We start from the raw sequence: 20400 nt of genomic DNA, 5'->3' as shown, positions 1-20400 counted from the left end.
CGCTCGTGCTCCTGACGGGGTGCACCGGGACCGGAGCCACCGCGGCACCGGCAGTGCCCTCTGTCGCCGTGCGTGAACCCGTCACGACCCGCGCCGAGGCCGACACGCTCTTCGCAGGACTCACCTCGGCACGGAACACCGCGAACGCGGCCCGGGACGCGGCTGCTCTCTCGCTCGTCGAGACGGGGCCGAGCCTGCGCGCCTCGACCTTCGCCTACGCCGCGCAGGTCGCGCAGGGGGCCGCGCCCGTCGCGCCCTACACCTCGACCGCGGGCGCACTCGCCGCCCCGGAGCGTGGCACCGCGGACTGGTTCTACTCGCTGAGCGCACCGGGCGACACGGCGGTCGGCGACACCACGGGCGAGTACGTCGAGTCGACGTTCTTCACGCGCGCGGGCGAGGGCGACCCCTGGCTGCTGACCTACCGGCTGGCGACCGACCCGGCCGTCGCCCTGCCGCAGCCCGCGCTCTCGGGCGGCTCCGCCGTCGTGCCCGACGGCGACGCGCGCGCCCGCGGGGACCTCGCCCTCCAGGACGTGGTCGCGTACGCGAGCACCGGGCAGCCCGCCCCCGCGCTCGACGTGACGGACGCCGACCAGCTCGCGACCGCGCACACCCAGGGCTTCCCCCTGCCCGACCTCTCGCCCGACGCCGGGACCGAGCAGCGCGCCTGCACGCTCGAGGAGCCCGCCCCGGCCTGGGCCTCGTCCACCCGGGGGATCTTCGCGATGGCGTCGGTCGAGTGCACGCAGAGCGTCGCGCTCACGGGAGGCTGGACGGCGCCGACGCCCACGACCGGGACGATCGGCACCGTCCCCGTCGGGGCCCGCTTGTCGGGGTGGACGGTCTCGCAGTCGGTCACGGTCCTCGTCGAGGTGCACGACGACGGCACGTCCCGGGTGGTCGGGTCCGGTCTGCGCCCGGTCCGGACGGACGTCACACCCGCCCCGTGACCCGGATCGCTGCACGTCCCCGGCCACCGACGTAGGTTCGGAGCATGAGCGACTCGACCGGATCGAACCCCGTACCGCGCGGCTGGAAGCGCCGCGGCCCGCACTTCACCGACCGGATCGCGGCGAGCAGCACCTCGCAGCCCGGCGGCCAGGGCGACGACCAGGGCAGGTGGCCCGTCGAGCCGGGCCGCTACCGCCTCGTCGCGAGCCTCGCGTGCCCGTGGGCGCACCGCTCGATCATCGTGCGGCGCCTGCTGGGGCTCGAGGGCGCGATCTCGTTGGGGATCGTCGACCCGATCCAGGACTCCCGGTCGTGGCGCTTCACGCTCGACCGCGACGGGATCGACCCCGAGCTCGGCTCACGCTTCCTCGCCGAGCACTACCTCGCGCGCGACCCCGAGGACGACGGCGGTGTGAGCGTGCCGGCGATCGTCGACGTGCCCTCGCGGCTGCTCGTCACGAACGACTACCCGCAGATCACGCTCGACCTGTCGACCGAGTGGACCGCCTACCACCGCCCCGGCGCGCCCGACCTGTACCCCGAGGCGTGGCGCGACGAGATCGACGATGTCGCCGAGAAGGTCTTCCTCGACGTCAACAACGGGGTCTACCGGGCCGGGTTCGCGGACTCGCAGGAGAAGTACGACACGGCGTTCGGGATCCTCTTCGAACGGCTCGACTGGTTGTCGGACCGGTTGTCGGAGCGCCGCTACCTGGTGGGTGACCACATCACCGAGGCCGACGTGCGGCTCTTCACGACGCTCGTGCGCTTCGACGCGGTCTACCACGGGCACTTCAAGACCAACCGCAACAAGATCACCGAGGACCGCGTCCTGTGGGCCTACGTGCGGGACCTGTTCCAGACGCCGGGGTTCGGCGACACCGTGAACTTCGACCACATCAAGCACCACTACTACCGCGTGCACACGCAGCTCAACCCGAGCGGGATCGTGCCCGACGGCCCTGACCTCTCGGGATGGCTGACCCCCCACGGGCGCGAGGCGCTCGGTGGTTCACCGTTCGGCGACGGACGCGCACCGACGGCCGCGACGGACCTGGCGTCCTACCACCTTGCGCCGCTCGCAGTCCCTGTGGCCGACGAGCCCCAGGCCGCGAGGCCGCGCGACTGAGGGTCTACTCCGCGTCCCACGTCGCACTCCCCAGGAGGGTGTGCGGCGTGAAGAACGAGAGGTGGGAGATCGTCGCGACGTAGTTCGTGCCATGGCTCACGACGCGGTCGCCCCGGACGTAGAACTGCCCGTACTGCCAGGCGGGCAGGCACGACTTCCCGGCGACCTGGAAGGTCCACGAGGTCCCCGCGTCGGTCACGACGCGGTAGGTCGCGCCGCCCTCACCCGCGCTGGGCGCCTTGACCTGGATGCTCGTCCCGGGCTGCACCGTGCGGGTCGAGTCGCGGACGACCGCGGCCGAACCTTCGATGTGGAACGTCACGGCCTGGGTCGACGCCGTGTTGTCGTACACGAAGGTGACGGGCTGGTACGAGCGCTGATCGTTGTCCTCGAACCAGCAGGCACCGACCGTGGGAGCACCGACGACGGGAGCGACGACGACCGGCACGTAGCGCGCCGCCTCGTAGCCCGCGGTCGCGGTGCTCGTGTACTCCTTGCCGTCGACCGTGCGCGACTGCCGGAGCTCGACCACCCCCGCAGGGACCTCGCTCTTGCCCGTGTCCTGGGTGAACGTGGCCGTGGCCCCGGGCTCGACCGTGACCGGAGCCCCGGCGGTGCCGTACGGGGTGACCATCGAGACCTGCATCGACTCGTTCGAGGAGTTGGTCAGTCGGCCCGTCAGGCGGACCGTGCGATCGAGGACTGCGGACGTCGCGGAGGCCTTGACCGTCCAGTCGGGCGCGTAGCAGCTCACGCCCGGGACGGTGTGGCTCGCGAGCTGGGCACCGTCGGCCAGGACCGTGAACGTCGCGCCCGCGGGACCGACGCTCGTGCTGACCGTCTCGGTCTGCCCGGCGGCGACCGTCCGGGAGAGGTCGTCACGTCCCGTCACCGTGAACGGCACGGGGAGCGTGGAGGCCGAGTTGTCGAACGTGAGCGTCACAGGGGCCGACGACGAGTGCGCGTCCGGGTCGAACACGCACTGGCCGACGGCTGGCGCCGGGCTCGTGGGCGCGATCGACGCGGCCGGGAACGGCACGGCCTGGTTCTGCGTGTATCCCTTGCCCGGTGCACCGACCTCGGTGACCCAGCGGTACTGGCGGAAGGTGACCTTCCCGGCCCGTCGCACCCGGCGCGAGCGTGACCTTCTCCGAGTCCTTGACGTCCCCCAGACCCTCCGGCGCGAGCATCCGCACGTCCATGGCCTCAGCCGTCGTGTTCGTCAACGTWCCCACCAGACGAACCGCACCACCCACGTTCTGCGCAGCCACCGAGAACTCCTGCGACCACGCCGGCACATAACAGCTCTCACCCTGCACCGTGAACGAACCCGCCGACCGACCATCGGTCAGCACGCTGACGTCCTGCGCAGCCAACCCCTGCACCAGGCCCGACGCCGTCACGCTCACCTTCTCGCCCGCACCCACCTCCGTGCGCAGCCCCTCATGCCCCACGACCCCGAACACCACCGGAAGCGTCGAGCGAACACCGACGTCCGCGACGCCACGTCGAAACGACACTCACCCACCACCGGCTGCACGACCTTCGGAGCGATCACCGCACCCTCGAACGCAGCGGTCGTGGTGTGCGTGTACTCCTTGCCGTCGCTGGGAGGTCCGTCCTCGCCCGGACCGATGTCCTCGACCCAGCGGGCCTGGTGGAAGGCGACCTTCCCGGCCTCGACCGCAGCCCTGCCCGTGTCGATCACGAACGTCCCCGTCGCACCCGGCGCGAGCGTGACCACCTTCGAGTCCGCGACGTCCCCCAGACCCTCCGGCGCGAGCATCCGCACGTCCATCGGGGTCGTCGACGTGTTGGTCGCAGAACCGACGAGACGGACCGTACCGCCCACGTTCTCTGCGGTGACCGTGGCGGCGGCCAGCCAGTCGCCGTCCGGGACCCGATAGCAGTCGAGAGCCTCGAAGGCACCCGCCTCGACCGGACGGGTGTACTCGGCGCCTGCGACGGTGGTCGCGAGCGTCAGGGTCGCCTTGCCCTCGGGGAAGCGGTACCCGTCGTCCAGCCGGAGGTCGGCCGTCTCGCCACGAGTCAGTCCGACGACGGGCGAGGTCGAGCCGACGGCGTCGAGACGCACCCGGAGGTCGTCGTACGCGGTCGTGTTGGTGACGCCTGCGAGAGCGATCGAGGCCGTGCTCGCGTCGACGCCGACGCACTGGGGAACCGCGCGCGTCCCCGAGGGGATCGCGTCTTCCGCACCGGCCCACGGGGAGTCGACCCGGAGCGTCGCGCTCGCGGAGTCCTGGACCGACTTCCCGTCGGAGCTCGCCGAGGCCGCGAACGTCAGACCGGTCGTCGACGCCGGGGCCCCGCCGTCTGCGACCAGCTGCACGTCGAGCACGACGGCCGGTCCGGCACTCGCGCTCGCGTCCGGCGCCGGGAGTCCGCCTGCGCCGGTCACCGAGCAGCGCGCCGACGATCCGTCGGGCTCGCAGAACCATCCAGGCGTCAGGGCGCGGGCCGAGCTCCCCGACGGAAGGTTCCCCACCGAGAACGTGAGTCCCTGGGCGTCGACGTCACCGGTGTTCCGGGCCGAGAGCCGGACCGCCGACGCACCGGGGTTGAGCAGCTCACCCACGACGGGGGTCGCAAGGTCCACCTCGGCGCCGTAGGACTGGACCGGCGCCGGCGCGTAGGTCTTCTTCACGGGCACCAGGCCCTTGCCGTGGACAGTGCCACCGAAGCTGTACGTGCCTCCGCGGGAGGCCTGCACCGTGACGACCAGCTCCTTGTTCTCCCCTGGCGCCAGCACGCCGACCGTGCAGGTCACGAGCGAGGTCCCGTCGCCCTGAGGCACGGCCGTGCCGCACGGGAGCGCCGCGGCCTTCAGGGCGGGCACCACGCCCCGCCCGGCAATGACCGTGGAGCTCACGACCGAGACGTTGGCCGGGAGCGTGACGTCGACGACGACCTCCTCGGCGGACGTCCCACCGGTGTTCGACGCCGTGAGCGTCAGATCCTCAGGGTCGCGAGGAGCGAGCTGGAGTGGCGCGAAGGCCAGATCGAGCGTGGCCGGAGCGGGATCGACCGGGTCCACCGGGTCCACCGGGTCCACCGGGTCGACCGGATCGACCGGGTCCACCGGATCGACCGGATCGACCGGGTCCACCGGGGTGAGGGGCGTCGCCGGGACGGTCGTCCCGGGCCCTGCCTGATCGCCGGCGGTGCCCGTACCGCCACCCGCGTCGCCACCGGTGCCGGCGCCGGTCCCGCCCGCGCCCCCGCCGGTGTTCCCGCCCGCGGTCAGCGGCGTCGAGCCGGTGCCGTCCTCCTCGAGTGGCGCCAGGTTGGCGGGGGACGTGGGGTCCGCGCTCGGGGGCGTGGGTGCTGTCGTCGGAGATCCGGTCGGCGTGTCGGTCGGAGACTGGGAAGGGTCCGGGCTCGCACCCGCGCTGGGCGGCGTGTCGGACGAGAATCCACCGTTCACCGCGACGACGCCTACGCCGACAGCCGCGATGGCCACGACGCCGACGGCCGCCGCGACCAGCGGTGATGCTGCGATGAAGGCGGCGATCCCTGTCGCACCGGCCACGGCCGCCCCTGATCCGGCAGCCACGGCACCGGTCGCACCGGCGGCGGCTGCGGCTCCCACGGCCCCGCCCGCCCCGGCACCTGCGGCCGTGGTTCCACCGGCTGCTCCGGCCGTCGCCGCTGCGCCTCCCCCGGCCCCGACGGCACTGCTCCCCCCTGCCGCGGCACCACCGGAGGTACCTGCTGTCGTCCCGGAGGCGCTCGCCGAGGCCCCGGTTCCCGCACCGGCTCCGCCCGCGACGGCACCGCCGCCGACGATCGGGAGCGCGTGCCCCACCAGCCCGAGTCCCGCGACCCCGAACACCAGGGGCGCGATCACCGCACGCATGCCGTGCGAGACGTCACCGAGCTCGAGCACGAGCCCTCGGCACTCGCCACAGCCTTCGAGGTGCGCGTCGACCTTGGCGTTCTCCCGCTTCGCGAGCCCTCCCCGGACGTAGGAGCCGAGCAGCGGGTTGACGACCTCGCACCCCTCGCTCGCCGCTCCCGTCAGGTGCTGCTGGAGGTAGGCCTGACGCAGCCCCTCTCGCGCGCGGTAGGCGAGGGCCGAGACTCCGTTGGCCGACAGCCCGAGCAGGGGCGCGATCTGGGCCGGGTTCATCTCCTCGACCTCGGTGTACCAGAGGACGGCCTGCCACCGCTCGGGCAGGCCCTGGTAGGCCTTGGTCACGATCGACCGCTCGAAACCCTGCAGGGTCGGGTCCTCGGTCGAGGCCATGGGGCCGAACGCGGTCTCGAAGGTCTCGACGTCGTCGGTCGGCTGGGTGCGCCTGACTCCGTTCACCAGGTCGTACGAGAGGCGGCGGACGACCGTGAAGAGGTAGGCACGGAACGTGACGTCCGGTCCCCCGCCGGTCTGCAGGATGCCGAGGACCTTGGCGAACGCCTCGGACACCACGTCGTCCGCGTCCGAGGTCGAGTGGACGTACTGGCGCGCCACGGTACGGGCGGCAGCGGCGTGCCGCTCGTAGAGTGCACCGAACGCGGAGTGGTCGCCACCGCGCACGGCGGTGATCAGCTCGGCGTCGCTCGTCGAAGCGCCGTCCGCGTACGTCTCGACCTGGGTCATTCCCTCGCCCCTGACTGCGCCTCGTGCAGTTGAGGCTCCTCTCGCTCATAGTAGACGTCACGAACCCCAGTGTTTTCAACGTCTCACGGGCGATATGCGCTGCTTGTCCTATCCTCGCAGGGGCGATCCTCGCGAACCGCCCGGACCTCCGAGCGGATGAAACCAAAGTGCTCGGTCGGTATCGCGTCATGAGTGTCGGCCTGAGGGGTCTCATGGGTATGGACCTACGACCTGGCTACCCCCAGCCAGCCGTCGACTCGCTGCTCGCCGAGTGGCAGGCGGCGAGCATGGACTCCGTCTGGCTGCGCCCCGGCGACTGGTACCACCCTGCGGTGGAAGCGTTGGCCGAGGCGCTGACGGACGGACGCCCCACGGCCCCTGCCGCCGACCGGCTCGGCGAGGCTCGGGGGCACGTCGGCATCAGCATGGGCGAGACGATCGACGACCTCGCGTGCCTGTTCGGCGCCTGGGGCACCCAGCCCGAGCTCGACACCCTGCGCGCCCTGAGCACCGGATGGGTCCGCGGCAACGAGCCGAGCCTCCTGGTCCCGCTCACGACCGACCCGCGGTCGGGCCTGGCCACCCCCGAGTACCTCGTGCAGCGTCTGCGTGAGACGTACGGCGCGGGCGAGCGCAGCGGACGCCCCGCGTCCCGCACCCACTGCCTGCTGCTCGTGGACGTCGCGGTCGACCGGATCGACGGTTGGCAGAAGGTCGCGCGCGCGGCCGCGATGGGCAAGATCTTCACCGAGGTGTTCGGCACGGGCCATCCCGTCGCGACGCTCGGTGGGGGCGTCTACGCCGCGCTGTGCGAGCGCGGCGCGGACCTCGAGCCGGTGCGCTCCGAGCTGCGGCACCGGATCGAGCGCACCGCGCTCTCCTACGGCGTCACCGCGGTGCTCCGGCGACCTCCGCGCGTCTGGGTCGAGCCGCTCCCGACCGCTCACGCGGGAGCCGCGTCGCTCCTCCAGGCGCTCGGGCGCTGAGAGACCTTCCTCCTCGAGGCGCCGTGTCCCCGGAAACACCTCGACGCCCGTCGTCCGGCGAGGGACGAGCAGGGCGTCGAGGGGGAACGCGCGAGGGGTCGGGACTCGCTCAGCGAGGAGCGTAGGTGAGGCAGTCCGCGTGGTCGGCGCCCAGGGGGCCGGCTCCGACGCGGATCGAGGAGGCGTTGCACTCGAGCGACTCGTTGTGGGCGCACTCCCCGCGCTGGCAGGCGCCGACGTGGGCGATGACCTTCTCGAGGCCGCCCTTGGCCGTGAGCGGGATGAACGTGGCGCACTCGGCCTCGCCGCCGTGGGCGGCGATCGTCACGGCACCGGCGTGGCAGCCGTGCTCGTGGTTGTATCCGCAGCCGTCGATCGAACACTCGACGACCTGGGGCAACTCCATCAGGCTGCTCATGGGACTTCTCCTTGCTCGAGGGACAGGGGCAGATCAACCGTGCATTTCCTTCACGGTATTCCTTGATGCAGCCCTTGTATAGGAAGCAAGGCCTCACTCACTTCGGCGGAATTCCGCCATTTTTACGTCACACGAACCGCGCGTAAATGCGAAGAGAATCGCGTTCGACCCGGCATTTCACGCGTCGCGACGCGGGGCTCGGCGCGATCAGTCCCCGCGCCCGGGCCGCCAGAGGACGAGTGCCCGGGTCTCCGTGCCCTGCCCTGCGACGGTTCGTCCGGCGTCCTCCGGGCTGCCTCGCCGGACCCGTCGGCCGCGCGGGACCATGACCACGTCGCCGCTGACCCCCGCGGCGAAGACTCGCCCGCCCTCGAGCCGCGCCGAGAGCGCGTCGAGCCGGGACTGGAGCCGGTCGACCTGCTCCTCGAGCGCGAGGATGCGGCGGATCCCGGCGAGGTTGACGCCCTCCTCCTGGGAGAGCCGCTGGACCTCGAGGAGCTTCGCGACGTCGCGCTGGGAGTACCGGCGCCCGCGCCCCATGGTGCGGCGCGGGGTCACGAGCCCCAGCCGGTCGTACTGGCGCAGCGTCTGCGGGTGCATCCCGGCGAGCGCCGCCGCCTGCGAGATGGCGAGCACGGGGGCGTCGTCGTACGCGTTGAACGGCATCTGTGCCGCTGCCGCTCCGGACTCTTTCCTGACCATGCGTCCTCCTCTCACCATTCTGCTCTCGGGGGGTGGCGCTCGACGAGGCCTGCGGGGGCCTCGTCGAGCGCGGGTCCTGCTACTCCGCGGCGCGTCCGAACAGGTCCGAACGCACGTCGCTCTCGCCGTCTGTCGCTGCCGCGAGCTGCTCGACCGCTTCCTTGGCGGCCTTCGAGAGCTTCTGCGGCACGACGACCTGGATCGTGACGAGCAGGTCTCCGGTGGCCTTGGCGGTCTTGACGCCCTTGCCCTTGACGCGCAGCGTGCGTCCGGACGGCGTGCCCGCGGGGACCTTGACCTTGACGGGCTTGCCGTCGAGCTGCGGGACCTCGATGGTCGCGCCGAGCGCTGCCTCGGCGAACGTCACGGGGACCGTGAGCCGCAGGTTGTGCTTGTCATCGACCGAGAACACGGGGTGCGGCGTGACGTGCACCGTGATGACCAGGTCGCCCGGCGCTCCGCCCGCGACGCCCGGACGGCCCTTGCCACGCAGGCGGATCTTCTGGCCGTCGCGCACACCGGCAGGGATGCGGGCCGTGACGGTGCGGCCTTCGGTCGAGACGGTGACGGTCGCGCCCTCGACGGCGGGCCGGAAGCCGAGCGTCGCGGACGAGTGCACGTCGGCACCGGCCTGCGGCCTTGCCGCGTTGGGACGGAACCCGGTCTGGGCTCCCCCGCCGCCGAACATCGACCCGAGGATGTCCTCGAAGCCTCCGCCTCCGCCGGTCTGCGTGGAGTACCGCACTCGGCCTCCCCCGCCACCGCCACCACCGCCGCCGAACATGCCGCCGAAGATGTCCTCGAACCCTCCGGCCCCGCCGGCGGGCCCGCCGGCTCCTGCGGAGAAGCGGGCGCCCCCGCCGGCCATGGCACGGATCGCGTCGTACTGCTGGCGCTGCTCGGCGTCGGACAGGACCGCGTAGGCCTCGCCGATCTCCTTGAACTTCGCCTCGGCCTTGGCGTCACCCTGGTTCTGGTCGGGGTGGTAGGTGCGGGCCAGCTTGCGGTACGCCTTCTTGATCGCGGCGTCGTCGGCATCCTTGGGGACGCCGAGCGCGGCGTAGAAGTCCTTCTCGATCCAGTCCTGACCGGTCAAGGCGCCTCCTCTCGTGGTGTCACCGGCCGCGGGCCGGTGGTCGTCTGCTCTCTGAAGTCTTGGTGTTCGTTCAGTCGTTCGCTCGTTCTGTCGTTCTGTCGTGCGTCAGGTCCCGGGGACCTGCTCTCCTGGCCTGCCCGACGGCGGAGCGTCACCTTCGCGCAGAAGGTGCGCTCCGTCGTCGGGCAACCGGGAACGTGGGTGCCCGGCCCCGGAGGACCGGGCGCCCACGACCGTCCTACTCCGGTCCGACGACCGAGACGCGCGCGGCGCGCACGACCTTCTCGCCGATCCGGTAGCCCGGCTCGATGACCATGTTGACCGTGGCCGACGTGGCCTGCGGGTCCACCTGGTGCATGAGCGCCTCGTGGACGTTCGGGTCGAACTCCTCGCCCACGACGCCGTACCGCTCGATGCCGAACTTCGCGAGGCTCGCGTCGAGCTTGTCGGAGATCGCGACGAACGGTCCGTCGAGCTCGCCGTGCTGGCGGGCCCGGTCGATGTCGTCGAGGACCGGCAGGAGCGCGGCCAGGACGTCCTCGACGCCCTTGACGCGCGCGGCCTCCTGGTCACGCAGCGACCGGTTGCGGTAGTTGGTGAAGCTGGCCCGCTCACGCTGGAGGGCGTCGAGGTGGGCAGCTGCCTCGGACTGCGCAGCCAGCAGCGCTGCGTCGTCCCCGGCCTCACCGGTGGGCTCGAAGTCGAGCCCCGCCAGCGGGTCGTTCTCGGCGTCGTCACCTGCCGAGCCGGCCCCCTCGGGGGCAGCCTCCTTGGGCTGCCCCTCTGGGGTCACCTTGCGCTTGTCCGTGAAGTGGAAGGGCTGGTCCTCGGAGCCGTGCTCCTCGGGGCCCTGGGCGTCGCTCGTCACTTCTTGTCGTCCTCGTCCACGATCTCCGCGTCGACGATGTCCTCGTCGGGCGCGAACGGGGCTCCGGCGGCCGCAGCGGCGTCGGCGTCAGCCGCGCCCTGGTTGCCCGCGGCCTGCTCCTGCTCCGCCGCGGCGTAGAGCGCCTCGCCGATCTTCTGGCTCGAGGCCAGGAGCTTCTCGTGGGCCGACTTCACGGCCTCCGCGTCGGTGCCCTCGAGCGCCGTCTTGACCGACGCGATGTCGGCCTCGACCTCGGTGACGACCTCAGCGGGGAGCTTCTCCTTGTTCTCCGCGACGAGCTTCTCGGTCGAGTACACGAACGCCTCGGCCTGGTTGCGGTTCTCCGCCTCCTCGCGACGCTTCTTGTCCTCGGCCGCGTGCTCCTCGGCCTCCTTGACCATGCGGTCGATGTCCTCCTTCGGCAGCGCGGAGCCACCGGTGATGGTCATCTTCTGCTCCTTGCCGGTGCCGCGGTCCTTGGCGCCGACGTGGACGATGCCGTTCGCGTCGATGTCGAAGGTGACCTCGATCTGCGGCAGGCCGCGCGGGGCCGGGGCGATGCCCGTGAGCTCGAACGTGCCCAGCGGCTTGTTGTCGCGGGCGAACTCGCGCTCACCCTGGAAGACCTGGATCAGCACCGACGGCTGGTTGTCCTCGGCGGTCGAGAAGACCTCGCTGCGCTTGGTCGGGATGGCCGTGTTGCGCTCGATGAGCTTGGTCATCACGCCACCCTTGGTCTCGATGCCCAGGGACAGCGGGGTGACGTCGATCAGGAGGACGTCCTTGCGCTCGCCCTTGATGACACCGGCCTGCAGCGCGGCACCGACGGCCACGACCTCGTCCGGGTTGACGCTCTTGTTGGGCTCCTTGCCGCCCGTGAGCTCCTTGACGACCTCGGTCACGGCGGGCATGCGGGTGGAACCACCCACGAGCACGATGTGGTCGATGTCGTTGACCGAGATGCCGGCGTCACGGATGACGGCGTGGAACGGCGCCTTGGTCCGGTCGATGAGGTCCTGCGTCATCTGCTGGAACTGAGCGCGCGTGAGCTTCTCGTCCAGGTGGATGGGGCCGTTCTCGCTCATCGAGAGGTACTGCATGGAGATGTTGGTGCTCGTCGCGGACGAGAGCTCCTTCTTCGCCTGCTCGGCAGCCTCACGCAGACGCTGGAGCGCGATCTTGTCCTTGGACAGGTCGACGCCCGAGCTGTTCTTCACCTGCTGGATGAGGTGCTCGACGATGCGGTTGTCCCAGTCGTCGCCGCCGAGGCGGTTGTCGCCCGAGGTCGCGCGCACCTGGATGGTCGAGAAGTCGTCCTCGTCCTTGCCCACCTCGAGGAGGGAGACGTCGAACGTTCCACCACCGAGGTCGAAGACGAGGATGAGCTCGTCCTCCTTGCCCTTCTCCAGGCCATAGGCCAGAGCGGCGGCGGTGGGCTCGTTGACGATCCGCAGGACGTTGAGGCCCGCGATCTGCCCGGCGTCCTTGGTCGCCTGGCGCTCGGCGTCGTTGAAGTACGCCGGGACCGTGATGACCGCGTCCGTGACGGGCTCGCCCAGGTACTCCTCGGCGTCGCGCTTCAGCTTGCCGAGCACGCGCGCGGAGATCTCCTGCGCGCTGTACTTCTTGTCGTCGATCTCGACCGACCAGTCGGTGCCCATGTGGCGCTTGACCGACGTGATGGTGCGGTCGACGTTGGTGACCGCCTGACGCTTGGCGATCTCGCCGACGAGGACCTCGCCGGTCTTCGAGAACGCGACGACCGACGGGGTCGTGCGAGCGCCCTCGGCGTTCGCGATGACGGTGGGCTCCCCACCCTCGAGAACGGCAACCACCGAGTTGGTGGTGCCCAGGTCGATTCCGACCGCTCGTGCCATGTTCGTGCCTCCGTTGTGTTGCTGTGTGCTGCTACGTGTGTGTCGTTCGATCGGCAGCCCGTGGCGGTTCACTGCCCGACGGCGCGTCGTGGCGCGCTCGCCCGGACCTTCCCCTGCCCGGTGATGGGTGTCGCCACCCGGCTGCCGGTTGAGTCGTCCTCACTCAAGTTATGCCGGTCCGTGCCGCTGCGCAAGCGGCGGGGGCGTGAACTTGAGTCCACTAGGCTCAACCTTGGCCTGGAGGGGAGTATTCCCAGGGTCGAACGGCTCGTCCAGGAGGCGACGCAGATCGTGTCGCACGCGAACGACCACGGCGAGAGGTGGTCGCCGTGGTCGTTCGAGGGGGCCGGTCGCCTGGAGCCGCTCATCCCCTCGCTCGCGGCGACCGCCCCTGGCTCAGGCCAGCTCGACGGCGTCGGCCTGCGGTCCCCGGTCGCTCTGGCGCACCTTGTACCGGACCCGGTCGCCCTCCTCCAGGACCTCGTCACCCCGCACGACCGACACGTGCACGAACAGGTCCAGGCCCCCGTCATCGGGGGTGATGAAACCGAAACCACGCTCCTCGTCGTAGCGCGCAACCGTGCCCTCGCCGCCGCGCACGGGTCCGCCGGATGCGGCGGGACGGCCCGGCCGTCCGCGGTCCATGGCGCCGTGCCCGCCCCCGGAGCCGCGTGCGAGCTGCACGTTGCGGGCGTTCGGCCCCTTGTCGCCGTCGACGACGTCGTACGTCACCCGATCGCCCTCGGAGAGCTCGGTCAGCCCCGAGCCGAGCGCCTTGACGTGGACGAAGACGTCGTCGCCTCCCGAGTCGGGAGCGATGAACCCGAAGCCCTTGATGTCGTCGTACCAGGACACCGTGCCGTCGGCGCCGTCTGACGCGGGCCGTGCGGCCTCGGCCCTGAGCGGGAGCAGGTGGTCGGCCTGCGGCCCCTTCTCCCCGTCGACGACGAGGAACGCCACACGCTGCCCCTCCGAGATCACACCGCCCCCGACGATCGCCGAGCTGTGCACGAAGATCTCGGTGCGGTCGTCGTCGGGCGTGACGAACCCGTATCCCTTGGTCGGCTCGTACCAGTTGACGGTACCGAGCACGCCCATGGGCGCGTCTGCGGCGCGGTCGCCCGTGACACGGACGCGGCGCGCCTGGGGCCCACGGTCCCCCTCGCCCATCTCGAACTCGACGGTCTGCCCCTCACGGAGCAGCCTCGGTCCGTCGTCACCGACGATCTCGGACGCATGCACGAACAGGTCTTCGGCCTCGTTCCCGAGGTCGATGAAGCCAAAGCCTCGGTCGGCGTCGAACCATCGGACTGTTCCCTGGGGCACTTGGGGCTCCTCTATCTCGGCAGACATTGCTGTCACCTATTGTCCCCCCGGACGGAACCGCCGACCGTTGGGTTCCTTGACCCTCGACCCGGTCGAGGCACGAACGTGCGGCCATGGCTACGACCGACGCACCACCGCGCCCCTCCCCCGATCGACCTGCACCACTGACGGGCTCGTGGACCGGTCGTGCCTCGGTGGTCTGGCGGCTCACCCTCGGCCTGCCACCTCCGCGACAACCAGCGTGAGCTCCGACCAGAGCGGGGCGAAGCTCCCGACCCAGGGCGCAGGCATCCCTCCTGAGGCTCGTTGCGCCTCGACCTCGGCCCAGCTGACCCACGCGGCGTCGTCGACCTCGGCCGGGTCGAGGACCAGCCGCGGGCGACCGAGCACGGCCGCGACGTAGACGTCGAGGAACGCAGTGGGCAGCAGCCCCCTGCCCACCCGCGTGAGGGACTCGCCGTCGATCACGAGCCCCGTCTCCTCGCGCACCTCGCGCACGGCCGCCTGAGCGCCGGTCTCGCCCGCGAGCACGCTGCCGCCGGGGATCTCCCACGCAAACGGAAAGGTCTTGGTCGCGGCGCGACGTGTCAGCAGGACCAGGCCGTCGGACCGGACGACGCACGTCGCCACCATGAGGTGGAAGCGGCCCAGGGGCCATCCCGGGTCGCTTCGGCGGTGCACCTCCCCGGCGGGACTGCCCTGGTCGTCGAGCAGGTCCCACGTCTCTGCGTCAGCCATCCACGCATCCTCGCAGCGGCACTCCAGACCTGCCCGACGGCGGATCTCGCTGTTGCGCTACGGTTCCCGCAGCTGCCGGTTCGAGCGAGGAGAAGACGACATGGCTCCAGGTCTGCGACGGGGCGTCCTCGTCCTGTGCTGGCTCGCGATCGTCGTGGGAGCACTGTTGTTCGCCGCGGGTGCCTACACCGGCTACGTCGAGGGCGTCGCCGCGGACGAGGGGCACACCGTCGGCCGCCTGATGCCCGCGGAGGTAGCGGCGTTCGTGCTCGGGCCAGTCCTGACGATCGCGGGCGTAGCTGTCGTGGCGGCCCTGCACCGCTCGGGTGCGAAAGCCACCGACGCGCCCTGACAGCCAGCCGCGGCGAGGGTGCGGCTACCGCCCCTGCGTCGCCAGCTCGAGCACCTGCTCCACTGTCGCCGCATAGACCTCGGAGGTCTCGGTCAGGAGTCCGTTGAACCAGTCCGTCGCGAACCGGAACACCAGTGCGCGCACGAGGTGCTGGGCGAAGCCCTCCCTCGGGTCGATCGTCCCGAGGAGAGACAGCGGCGCTCCCTCGAAGCAGACCGCGTCGACGGCGACGATCGCCACCGAGTATCGCACCGGCCGCCAGTAGAGGGTCAGGTCGATCACGGCGGGCGGCAGGTCGTCGGCGAACAGCACGTTGCCCGTGAGGTCGCCGTGGACGATCGTCGACCGTTCGGCGACCACCCGCCGGGCCGCGAGCAGCGCAGGGAGGTGCGGGACGTCGTCGGGCACCTCCACCGCGTCCTCGCCCCAGGCGAGGCGGTCCGCACGAGCCCAGGCGTGCGTCCGCTCGTCGAGGAACGACGGCCGCTCCGCGCCGTCGAACGCCTCCGCGAACCGCCACGCCACGTCGGCGATCCGGGCCCACCGTCCCGCGACGTGCTCGCCCTGGAGCACCGGGAACGCGGTCCAGCCGTCGACGACGAGCTCGCCCGTCCGGCTCGGAGCAGGCAGGCTCAGCCGCAGGTCGTCGCAGACGGCCGGCGCATGGCGCCGCAGCCAGTCGAGCTCGGCCGGGAGCACGTCGAGCGGCTTGAGCACCAGGTCGCCCGCGCGCCACGCGGCGCCCCGCCCGCCGTCGAGCTTCACCGCGGGGCCGACGGCGCCGAAAGCCTCCAGGACCTCTCTTGGTGGCTGCACCGGACGACCCTACCCAGGAGCCGGCTGCGCGACGAGCATGCGGTTGTCGTGGGTCGAGCATGCGGTTGTCGTCGAGAACCCGCCGGATCACGACGGCAACCGCATGCTCGGCACCGAACGCCGCCCACCGCCCACCGCCGCGTCGGCCGACGCGACCGCTCCCGACGCGCGAGTCGCCCGGTCTGCACGTAATGTCCGGTGACGCTCACGCGCCGACCCCCAGTCGTCGCGTGCCGACCACCGTTGGAGGCCCTGTGCACCCGTTCGTCCACCGCTACGAGCTCGACACCTCTCGGCCGACCGGCCGCGAGGTCGCCCGCGACCTGGCCCTCCGGGCGTTCCTTCCCGGCGCCGCGCTGTGGCTCGCCGTCGTGGGTCTGGGGTTCCTCATCAAGGGCCCGCTCGAGAACCTGCCGGGAGAGGCCGGGATCAACGAGAAACTCGTGACCTGGCGGACCCCCTTCCTCGACACGGTCACGGAGATGCTGTCCGCGATCGGGACGACCGAGTTCATCATCGGCGCCTGCGTGCTCGCGGTCGCACTCATCTGGTGGCGCACGCGGCAGTGGTGGTTCGCCCTGGTCCCCGCGCTCGCGGTGTCTCTGCAGGCCCTGGTCTTCCTGACGTCCTCGCTCGTCGTGGGCCGCTCGCGCCCCGAGGTCGAGATGCTCGACCACGCCCCGCCCACCTCGAGCTTCCCGAGCGGCCACACGGGGGCCTCCACGGCCTTCTACCTCACGCTCGCGCTCCTCGCGCAGCGCGTGCAGAACCCGGCGCTCCGGGTCGTGCTCACGGTCCTTGCGGTGCTCGTCCCGTTCGCGGTCGGCTTCGCCCGGCTGTACCGCGGCATGCACTCGCTGACCGACGTCCTCGCCGGGTTCGTCAACGGCGTCGTGTGCGCAGTCCTGGCGTGGGGCTACCTTCGTCGCGACACGTCGCAGGTCAGGGCCTGACGACGGCGGGCCGTCAGCCGCGGCTTCCGACCGTCAGCCGACGACCTGCTCCACGCGCACGATCTCGGTCCGTGCGACCGACCGGTCCCGCAGGTCCGCGAGCGCCACGCGGTCCGGGTCGGCCATGTACGCGGCGAGCGCGGCGTCGTCGGGCATCTCGATGACCTGCACCTCGGTGGGCCCGGACGCGTCCTCGCCGGGCACGCTCCGGACCCGCGACAGCACGCGCCCGCCGTGGCGCGGGACGAGCGCGAGGACCTCGTCCTCGTAGCGCGCGAGGGAGCGGACCTGACCGTCGACGGCCCAGAGGAGGACGCAGAGCGTGAGTGGCACGAGGTCACGCTAGCGCCACAGAGCCGGCGCGTCAGTCCTGGCCGTCGGCCTCCTCCGAGGCCTTCCGTGCGACGCCCGCGTCTTCCGTGGGACGTCGCGACCTGAACAACCGCGTCAGCGGCCCGGAGAGGAAGAGCAGGAACAGCCAGTACAGCCCGACGACCGGCGTGACGACGCTCAGCACGAGCGCGACGAGCAGCAGCGCGATCGCGACGAGCGCGCCACGGGCGTCGAGCTGTCCACGGACCTCGGCGCGCTGGAGGGAGGGGTCCCGCACCGCCAGGACCTCGATCAGGGCCAGGCTCCCGGTCGTGACGATCATGGTCCCGATGTACAGCGCGTTCACGGGCGCGGTGTCGGTGCCCTGGTCGGCGAGCAGCTGGGTCGTGAACGGGATGAACACGATGCTCGCGAGCCACAGGAAGTTGGCCCAGAGCATGGCCGAGGAGTAGTCCTCGAGGTGCTCGAACACCCGGTGGTGCCCGGTCCAGAAGCTCGCGATCACGACGAAGCTGATCGCGAACGCCAGGAACGTCCCCCGCTCGTCCTCCACGAGGGTGCGGAGCGGGTGCTCCTTGCCGTCGGTCACCAGGTCGACGAGCGGCAGGACGAGGAGCGTGATGGCGATGGCCACCGCAGCGTCCGTGAAGTTGACGAGCCGGTCGAGGCCTCTAGGCGTGCGGGACGTGAGCATGTCGCCTCCCGGGTCGACCTCCAGGCTAGGGCGACGAGTCGTCCGCTGCCTGGCGAGGATCGGGCGGGTCAGGCCTGACGGTGCAGCACCGCCCATGTCACGCCCAGGTCACGACCGTGCTGTCGCCGAGCCGTGCCGCACCGCCAGACGTACAGTCGGCAGATGGGCCAGTCCACACGACCCCGCCAGCAGCCCCACGCCGTCAAGGCGCTCGCGCTCCTCCTGGCCTTCCTGCTCGTGTCGGCTGTGGGGGGAGTCCTCGCGGCCGGCCTCCTGCTGCCGCTCGCCGCCGGTGCGAGCGCGGTGAGCAAGGACGTCACGCAGCTGTTCGAGGACCTCCCCGACGACCTGCAGCCCGGCCCCCTCTCCGAGAAGTCACGCGTCTTCGCGAACGACGGGACCACGCTCCTCGCGACGTTCTACACCGAGAACCGCATCGTGGTGCCGCTCGACGAGGTCTCGCAGCACATGAAGAACGCCGTGGTCGCGATCGAGGACAAGCGCTTCTACGAGCACGGCGGGCTCGACCCCGAGGGCGTGAGCCGTGCCGCGATCAACAACTTCACCGGCGGTGACACGCAGGGCGGGTCGAGCCTGACGCAGCAGTACGTGAAGAACGTCCTGATCGAGCAGGCCATGCGCGACGAGGACCCCATCGCGGTCCGCGCTGCCCGCGACGACACGCTGGGCCGCAAGGCCCGCGAGGCCAAGCTCGCGATCTCGCTCGAGACGGTCATGACCAAGGACGAGATCCTGCAGGGCTACCTCAACATCGCGCAGTTCGGCATCCGGGTCTACGGCGTCGAGACGGCCTCGCTCCACTACTTCGGCAAGCACGCCTCCGAGCTCGGCATCGTCGAGGCCGCGACCATCGCCGGGGTGACGAACGCACCGACCCGGTACGACCCCGTGACGAACCCGGCCAACTCCGAGGCGCGCCGCAACAGGGTCCTCGACAGGATGCTCCAGCAGGAGTACATCACCCAGCAGGAGCACGACGAGGCCGTCGCGACCCCGCTTCCCGCGACGCTCAACGTCCAGCCCATCTCCGCCGGGTGCCAGACGGCGGCCGGTGCGGCGTTCTTCTGCGACTACGTCACCAAGGTCATCACGTCGGACCCCACGTTCGGCGAGACCAAGAAGGATCGTCAGGCCCTGCTCTACCGCGGCGGCCTCGACATCACCACGACCCTCGACCCCCGCCTGCAGGCCGCCGCGGAGGCCAACATCACGGCCGCCGTCCCCGCCCTGGACCCGAGCGGCCTCGAGGACGCGCTGGTGACCGTCGAGCCCGGGACCGGGAAGATCCTCGCGATGGCCCAGAACCGGCCCTACGACGTCTCCCGCGAACCCGCCCCCGGGACCACGGCCATCAACTACTCTTCGGACCAGCTCCACGGCTCGTCGCGGGGCTTCTCCCCCGGGTCGACCTGGAAGGTGTTCACGCTCGCCGAGTGGCTGCGCTCGGGCCACACCCTCAACGACACGGTCAACGCGAACAAGCGCACGTTCGTGCCCAACAGGGACTTCCGCGCCTCGTGCGCCCGTCTCGGCCGCGACGCCTGGTCGCCCGGGAACTCCGACGGGTCGACCGACCAGGGGTCGATCCCGGTCCTGCGCGCGACGTTCAACTCGGTCAACACCGCGTACGCGTCCATGGAGTCCCAGCTGGACCTGTGCGGGGTCCGGGACATGGCGTGGAACGCCGGGCTGCGCCCGTCGATCACCTCCGAGCTCAAGGGCGACGCGTCCTCGATCCACGTCATGCCCACCATGACGATCGGCACCCAGAACTCGTCCCCGCTGCAGATGGCCGCGGCGTACGCGACGTTCGCGAGCGGCGGCACGTACTGCGCACCGATCGCGATCACGCGCGTCGTCGGCGCCGACGGTGCCGACCTCCCCGTCCCCTCGGCGAACTGCACCCCGAACGCGGTCGACCCACGGATCGCGAACACCGTGACGTTCGCGCTGGAGAACGTCATGACGCAGGGGACGGCCAAGAAGTCCCAGCTCTCCCGCCCGAGCGCGGGCAAGTCGGGGACCGCGAACAACAACCATCACACCTGGTTCATCGGGTACACACCCCAGCTCGTCACGGCCGTGTGGATCGGCAACGCCGAGAACGACGTCTCGATGAGCTACATGCGCATCAACGGCCGCTACGAGAAGCGGTGGTACGGCTCGACGCTCGCCGCACCGACGTGGCGGTCCTACATGGAGACCGCGCTCGAGGGCACGCCGGTCGTCGGCTTCCCGGGCCCGGACCCCGCGATGCTCGGGCAGGCGCCCGCACCCAAGCCGCCCAAGACCCCCAAGGGAGATGCGCCGAGCGACCCGGCCGCGCCGGCCGAGCCGGCCCCGCCCGCGGACCCCGCCCCGCCTGCCGACCCCGCCCCTCCCGCTGACCCGGCGGTCCCGCCGACGCCGTAGTCCCGCCGACCGAGCCCGGGCCCCTCCCGCCCAGGCTCACCCCCAGGAAACTCTCAGGGTCCGTCTCAGGGGCATCCCCGATGCCCCGCACCGGCCGTGCGCGCCAG

The 20400-nt window shown here is 71.4% G+C and carries 18 protein-coding genes; 6 read left to right on the top strand and 12 right to left on the bottom strand.

The features are described from left to right. Positions 1-68: 68 nt before the first annotated feature. Together ASE27_RS01220 and ASE27_RS01215 are read left to right on the top strand one after the other, a co-directional pair. On the top strand, positions 69-953 hold the full coding sequence (locus ASE27_RS01220; RefSeq protein ID WP_157257332.1) for a hypothetical protein: 885 nt from the start codon (positions 69-71) through the stop codon (positions 951-953). 44 nt (positions 954-997) lie between these two features. Beyond that, the gene (locus ASE27_RS01215) at positions 998-2083 is read left to right on the top strand and encodes a glutathione S-transferase family protein (protein WP_082608375.1); all 1086 of its coding nucleotides are present in this window, start codon (positions 998-1000) and stop codon (positions 2081-2083) included. A gap of 4 nt (positions 2084-2087) precedes the next feature. Here ASE27_RS01215 and ASE27_RS01210 read toward each other — a convergent pair whose 3' ends face one another. Both ASE27_RS01210 and ASE27_RS21105 read right to left on the bottom strand, forming a co-directional pair. Further along, on the bottom strand, positions 2088-3212 hold the full coding sequence (locus tag ASE27_RS01210) for a hypothetical protein (RefSeq protein WP_056644899.1): 1125 nt from the start codon (positions 3210-3212) through the stop codon (positions 2088-2090). A 276-nt stretch (positions 3213-3488) separates the two neighbouring features. Beyond that, a complete protein-coding gene (locus ASE27_RS21105) occupies positions 3489-6701 on the bottom strand; it encodes a sigma-70 family RNA polymerase sigma factor (protein ID WP_056644896.1) in 3213 nt (1070 codons plus the stop codon). Between the two features lie 218 nt (positions 6702-6919). Between ASE27_RS21105 and ASE27_RS01200 the strand changes: the two genes are divergently transcribed. After that, the gene (locus ASE27_RS01200; RefSeq protein ID WP_056644893.1) at positions 6920-7687 is read left to right on the top strand and encodes a hypothetical protein; all 768 of its coding nucleotides are present in this window, start codon (positions 6920-6922) and stop codon (positions 7685-7687) included. 109 nt (positions 7688-7796) lie between these two features. On the opposite strand, the gene ASE27_RS01195 is transcribed toward ASE27_RS01200, so the two are convergent. The 7 genes from ASE27_RS01195 to ASE27_RS01165 all read right to left on the bottom strand — a co-directional run bounded on the left by ASE27_RS01195 (position 7797) and on the right by ASE27_RS01165 (position 14712). Beyond that, the gene (locus ASE27_RS01195; RefSeq protein WP_056644890.1) at positions 7797-8105 is read right to left on the bottom strand and encodes a DUF1540 domain-containing protein; all 309 of its coding nucleotides are present in this window, start codon (positions 8103-8105) and stop codon (positions 7797-7799) included. Positions 8106-8312: 207 nt separating this feature from the next. Beyond that, complete coding sequence (locus ASE27_RS01190) at positions 8313-8807, bottom strand: heat shock protein transcriptional repressor HspR (protein ID WP_082608374.1); 495 nt, start codon at positions 8805-8807, stop codon at positions 8313-8315. A 79-nt stretch (positions 8808-8886) separates the two neighbouring features. Then, on the bottom strand, positions 8887-9903 hold the full coding sequence (locus ASE27_RS01185; RefSeq protein ID WP_056644882.1) for a DnaJ C-terminal domain-containing protein: 1017 nt from the start codon (positions 9901-9903) through the stop codon (positions 8887-8889). Between the two features lie 238 nt (positions 9904-10141). After that, positions 10142-10771: a nucleotide exchange factor GrpE gene (gene grpE, locus ASE27_RS01180; protein ID WP_056644878.1), complete on the bottom strand. Its 630-nt coding sequence runs from the start codon at positions 10769-10771 to the stop codon at positions 10142-10144. Continuing rightward, positions 10768-12648: a molecular chaperone DnaK gene (gene dnaK, locus ASE27_RS01175; protein WP_056644875.1), complete on the bottom strand. Its 1881-nt coding sequence runs from the start codon at positions 12646-12648 to the stop codon at positions 10768-10770. Before dnaK ends, grpE begins: the two co-directional genes overlap by 4 nt. A 396-nt stretch (positions 12649-13044) precedes the next feature. Continuing rightward, complete coding sequence (locus ASE27_RS21100) at positions 13045-13974, bottom strand: cold-shock protein (protein WP_056644872.1); 930 nt, start codon at positions 13972-13974, stop codon at positions 13045-13047. Positions 13975-14181: 207 nt separating this feature from the next. After that, positions 14182-14712 (bottom strand): NUDIX domain-containing protein, encoded by a 531-nt coding sequence (locus tag ASE27_RS01165; RefSeq protein WP_056644868.1) that lies wholly within the window; start codon positions 14710-14712, stop codon positions 14182-14184. A 100-nt stretch (positions 14713-14812) separates the two neighbouring features. On the opposite strand from ASE27_RS01165, the gene ASE27_RS01160 reads away from it, so the two are divergent. Next, entirely contained in the window at positions 14813-15064 is a 252-nt protein-coding gene (locus ASE27_RS01160) for a hypothetical protein (protein ID WP_056644865.1), read from the top strand. A 24-nt stretch (positions 15065-15088) separates the two neighbouring features. Here the strand turns inward: ASE27_RS01160 and ASE27_RS01155 are convergent, their stop codons facing one another. After that, positions 15089-15880 carry a TIGR02569 family protein gene (locus tag ASE27_RS01155; protein ID WP_157257331.1) on the bottom strand — a complete coding sequence of 264 codons (792 nt, stop codon included), beginning with the start codon at positions 15878-15880 and terminating at the stop codon, positions 15089-15091. Positions 15881-16134: 254 nt separating this feature from the next. Here ASE27_RS01155 and ASE27_RS01150 point away from each other — a divergent pair, with 254 nt between their 5' ends. Further along, positions 16135-16833 (top strand): phosphatase PAP2 family protein, encoded by a 699-nt coding sequence (locus ASE27_RS01150; RefSeq protein WP_056644860.1) that lies wholly within the window; start codon positions 16135-16137, stop codon positions 16831-16833. 33 nt (positions 16834-16866) lie between these two features. Here the strand turns inward: ASE27_RS01150 and ASE27_RS01145 are convergent, their stop codons facing one another. Next, entirely contained in the window at positions 16867-17166 is a 300-nt protein-coding gene (locus ASE27_RS01145) for a DUF1330 domain-containing protein (RefSeq protein WP_056644857.1), read from the bottom strand. Positions 17167-17197: 31 nt separating this feature from the next. Further along, entirely contained in the window at positions 17198-17860 is a 663-nt protein-coding gene (locus ASE27_RS01140) for a TMEM175 family protein (RefSeq protein ID WP_056644855.1), read from the bottom strand. 162 nt (positions 17861-18022) lie between these two features. Here ASE27_RS01140 and ASE27_RS01135 point away from each other — a divergent pair, with 162 nt between their 5' ends. Continuing rightward, complete coding sequence (locus ASE27_RS01135; protein WP_056644852.1) at positions 18023-20293, top strand: transglycosylase domain-containing protein; 2271 nt, start codon at positions 18023-18025, stop codon at positions 20291-20293. Positions 20294-20400 lie beyond the last annotated feature (107 nt).

Source organism: Oerskovia sp. Root918, assembly GCF_001428945.1.
Taxonomy (GTDB): Bacteria; Actinomycetota; Actinomycetes; order Actinomycetales; family Cellulomonadaceae; genus Oerskovia; species Oerskovia enterophila.
The sequence above is the reverse complement of the archived record's forward strand: the minus strand, read 5'-3'. Positions and strand labels throughout refer to the sequence as shown.

Bases quoted from the DNA above. Each gene is read 5' to 3' on its own strand.
- ASE27_RS01190 (WP_082608374.1), bottom strand. From the start codon at position 8,807: ATGGTCAGGAAAGAGTCCGGAGCGGCAGCGGCACAGATGCCGTTCAAC.
- ASE27_RS01200 (WP_056644893.1), top strand. From the start codon at position 6,920: ATGGACCTACGACCTGGCTACCCCCAGCCAGCCGTCGACTCGCTGCTC.
- dnaK (WP_056644875.1), bottom strand. From the start codon at position 12,648: ATGGCACGAGCGGTCGGAATCGACCTGGGCACCACCAACTCGGTGGTT.
- ASE27_RS01140 (WP_056644855.1), bottom strand. From the start codon at position 17,860: ATGCTCACGTCCCGCACGCCTAGAGGCCTCGACCGGCTCGTCAACTTC.
- ASE27_RS01195 (WP_056644890.1), bottom strand. From the start codon at position 8,105: ATGAGCAGCCTGATGGAGTTGCCCCAGGTCGTCGAGTGTTCGATCGAC.
- ASE27_RS01165 (WP_056644868.1), bottom strand. From the start codon at position 14,712: ATGGCTGACGCAGAGACGTGGGACCTGCTCGACGACCAGGGCAGTCCC.
- ASE27_RS01215 (WP_082608375.1), top strand. From the start codon at position 998: ATGAGCGACTCGACCGGATCGAACCCCGTACCGCGCGGCTGGAAGCGC.
- ASE27_RS01135 (WP_056644852.1), top strand. From the start codon at position 18,023: ATGGGCCAGTCCACACGACCCCGCCAGCAGCCCCACGCCGTCAAGGCG.
- ASE27_RS01160 (WP_056644865.1), top strand. From the start codon at position 14,813: ATGGCTCCAGGTCTGCGACGGGGCGTCCTCGTCCTGTGCTGGCTCGCG.
- ASE27_RS21105 (WP_056644896.1), bottom strand. From the start codon at position 6,701: ATGACCCAGGTCGAGACGTACGCGGACGGCGCTTCGACGAGCGACGCC.